The organism is Palleronia sp., assembly GCF_042089775.1.
GTDB lineage: Bacteria > Pseudomonadota > Alphaproteobacteria > Rhodobacterales > Rhodobacteraceae > Palleronia.
Window position 1 is genome coordinate 1 of record NZ_JBELKF010000217.1, and the last position, 3020, is coordinate 3020.

The 3020-nt window shown below is 70.0% G+C and carries 3 protein-coding genes; all 3 read left to right on the forward strand.

Annotated elements, in window-relative coordinates; genetic code table 11:
* Window positions 1–1533: LuxR C-terminal-related transcriptional regulator (locus ACFDS3_RS20180; RefSeq protein ID WP_375264119.1), on the forward strand; the 1533-nt coding region annotated here is incomplete at its 5' end.
* A 94-nt stretch (window positions 1534–1627) separates the two neighbouring features.
* Window positions 1628–2656 carry an ABC transporter permease gene (locus tag ACFDS3_RS20185; protein WP_375264120.1) on the forward strand — a complete coding sequence of 343 codons (1029 nt, stop codon included), beginning with the start codon at window positions 1628–1630 and terminating at the stop codon, window positions 2654–2656.
* Entirely contained in the window at window positions 2656–2856 is a 201-nt protein-coding gene (locus ACFDS3_RS20190; protein ID WP_375264121.1) for a hypothetical protein, read from the forward strand. The genes ACFDS3_RS20185 and ACFDS3_RS20190 overlap by 1 nt, the downstream gene beginning before the upstream one ends.
* Window positions 2857–3020 lie beyond the last annotated feature (164 nt).

Here is a 3020-nt window from a genome sequence, read left to right on the forward strand (position 1 = left end):
GGCGGTCTGTTCTTTCTGCACCTTCACGGGCCCGAGGCGGCCGAGCGGGTGCTGGCGGGGCTGGGCGGCGGCGACCGGCCGGACCCGGACCTCGTGGGGCTCGCCTTTCTCGTCGCCGCCAAGGCCGGGCATGTCGAGCGGGCGGCGCATCTTCTGGCCAAGGCCGGGCCGCCGGGGCTGATCGACCTGTCGCGGCCGCTGAGCGGGCCGCCGGTGGCGCCGCAGCTGGGCTTTTGCCGGATCATGCTGGCGATCTACCGCAGCGACACGGTGCGCCAGCACATATTGTCGGAGGCCTCGGCGCTGCTGGGCGCGGTGGCGCCGGACCAGCTGCTTCTGCGCGGCGGCATCTATAACGCGGTGCTGGAGCTGCAGATCCGGGCCGGCGCGCATCGCGAGGCGGTGGAGATGGCAGCGCGGGCGCTGACGCATTACGAGGAGGCGGGGGCACCCTATCTCAGCTTCTACATCCATGTCCACCGCGCGGTGATAGTGCTGCGCGACGGCCGTCCCGGCGAGGCGGCGCCGCATCTCGACCGGGCGGCGGCGGCGCTGGCGGAGCTGCGCTTCGACGTACCGCAGGACCGGCGCTTTCTGGAGCTGCTGCGCGCGGTGGCGAATTACGAGACCGGCGATCCGGGGCCGATGGCGCGCTTCGCTGAGCAGCGGGCGCGGGATTTTGCCTTCGGCGAGATCTGGCCCTCGATTGCCGCGATGGCGCTGGCCTACGGCGCCGAGGCGCTGATGCAGCTGCGCGGGCTCGAGGCGGCGACGGGGTATCTGGAGCGCTGGCGTGTGCAGGCCTGGCGCACCCGGCGGTTCCAGATCCTGATCGAGCAGCGCGAGGTGGCGCTGCTGCAGGGCGCGGGGCGCTGGCGCGAGGCGCGGCTGCGGCTGGAGGGGATGGCTATGCGGATCGGCCGGCTGTGGATGGACAGCTCTGGCGAGAACCTCGCGGATCTGCGCGCGCTGGAGGATCTGCGGCAGGCGATGATCTGGATGCGCCAGCAGGTCTATGAGCAGCCGCGCCACCCGGCGCTGATGGCGCGGCTCGCGGCGCTGCGCGACAACCCGGCGCTGTCGGCGCGCGACCGGCTCTGCCTCGAGATCTGGGCCGGTTTCGCGGCGCGGCGGACCGGCGCGCTGGCCACCGCCAAGGCCACGATCGCGGAGCTGCTGGAGACCAGCGCGCGGCGCCGCCACTGGGCCCCGGCGCTGGAGGAGCGCGGCTTCCTGATGCCTCTGGTCGAGGACCGGCGGCTGGGGGGCGCGGCGGCGTGGCGGGTGCGGGTGCCCGAAGCGGTGCGGCGCGGGGCGGTGCCGGTGGCGCCCTCCGGCGAATTCTCGGGGCAGGAATGGCGCTGTCTGCTGCTTCTGGCCGAGGGCTGCCCCAACAAGGAGATCGCCCGGCAGCTTCGGATCAGCCTGCCTACGGTGAAGTTCCACCTGCGCAACCTCTATGCCCGGCTTGGGGTCGGCGGGCGGCAGGCGGCGGTGGCCGAGGCGCGGCGACTGGGACATTTGCCGAAATAGAAACCCATCCCTCTTTGTCGAAAACCTATCCCCCTGTAAGCTGTCGCGGCAGTGCGACCTTGCGGCAGCTTGTCCCTAAGACAAGGAGGGCTGCATGGCGGCGGGATTTCTGGAGTTCATACTCAGACGCGTGGCCGGCTTCGCCGGAGTGTTTCTGGTGCTGGCGCTGATGATCTTTGTGCTGGCGCGGGTGGTGCCCGGCGATCCAGCGCGGATCGCGCTGGGGCCGACCGCCTCGGCCGAGCAGGTGGCCCAACTGCGCGACGAGATGGGGCTCGACGACCCGCTGCCGATGCAGTTCATCGATTTCCTCGGCGGCGCGATCCGCGGTGATTTCGGTAACTCGCTGATTTCGGGCCAGCCGGTGGCGCAGGAGATCGCGGCGCTGCTGCCTGCGACGCTGGAGCTGGTGCTGGTCACGCTGGTCATCATGCTCAGCCTGGGCGTGCCGCTCGGCGTGCTTGCGGCGCGCTACCGCAACAGCGCCTTCGATGCGGTGCTGCGGATCGTGTCGCTGGTGGGCGTTACCATGCCGAGCTTTCTCTTCGCGATCCTGCTGCAACTTGGCGCCGCCTACTGGCTGACCGACTGGCCGATCTTGGGCCGGCTATCACGCGACTTCACGGGCTTCGAGGGGCCGACCGGGTTATTGGTGCTGGACGGCGTGTTGACCGGTCGTTTCGACATCGCCGCCGACGCGCTGCGCCACCTCGCCTTCCCGGCCATCGCGCTGGCCATGTCCGGCATCGGGCAGATCATGCGCATCACCCGCTCGGCGATGATCGAGCACCGCCGCCGCGACCATGTCCAGACGCTGCGCAGCTTCGGCGTGCCGGCGCGGGTGGTCACCTTCCGCTACCTGCTGAAGCTCTCGGCGATCGCGCCGCTGACTATCATGGGGCTCGAGTTCGCCTCGCTGATCGGCAACGCCTTCGTGGTCGAGATGGTGTTCTCATGGGGCGGCTTCGCCTCGGCCGGGCTCGAGGCGATCCTGCAGAAGGACCTCAACACGGTGATGGCGGTGGTGCTGGTCTCAGGCGGCTTCTTCGTCGTGGCCAACCTCGTGATCGACGTGGTGATCGGCCTGATCGACCCCCGCATCCGCATCAAGGAGAGTCGCTGATGGCCGCCATCGTCGAGGAACAGGTCGAGATCCTCTCGGCGCGCCGCATGGCTTGGCTGCGCTTCCGCGCCAACCCGGTGGCGGTGATCGGCGCGCTGATGGTCGCGACCGTGGTGCTGGCGGCGATCTTCGCGCCGCTGATCGCGCCCTTTCCCGACCATGCCGGCGCGGTGATCGACTTTCGCAACAAGCACCCCTGAGGGCGTCGGACGAGCCGGTCGCGACCGTGCGACACCGGAATGCGCGGCACCGGAATGGGGCCGGGCTTTGCTGACCTGCTTCCGTGAAACCGGATCGCCGGATCCGGGGAAAGTCTCGTAAACTGCCGGGCAGGCAACGCGCTGGTCCTTTCCTCGACGCTGCT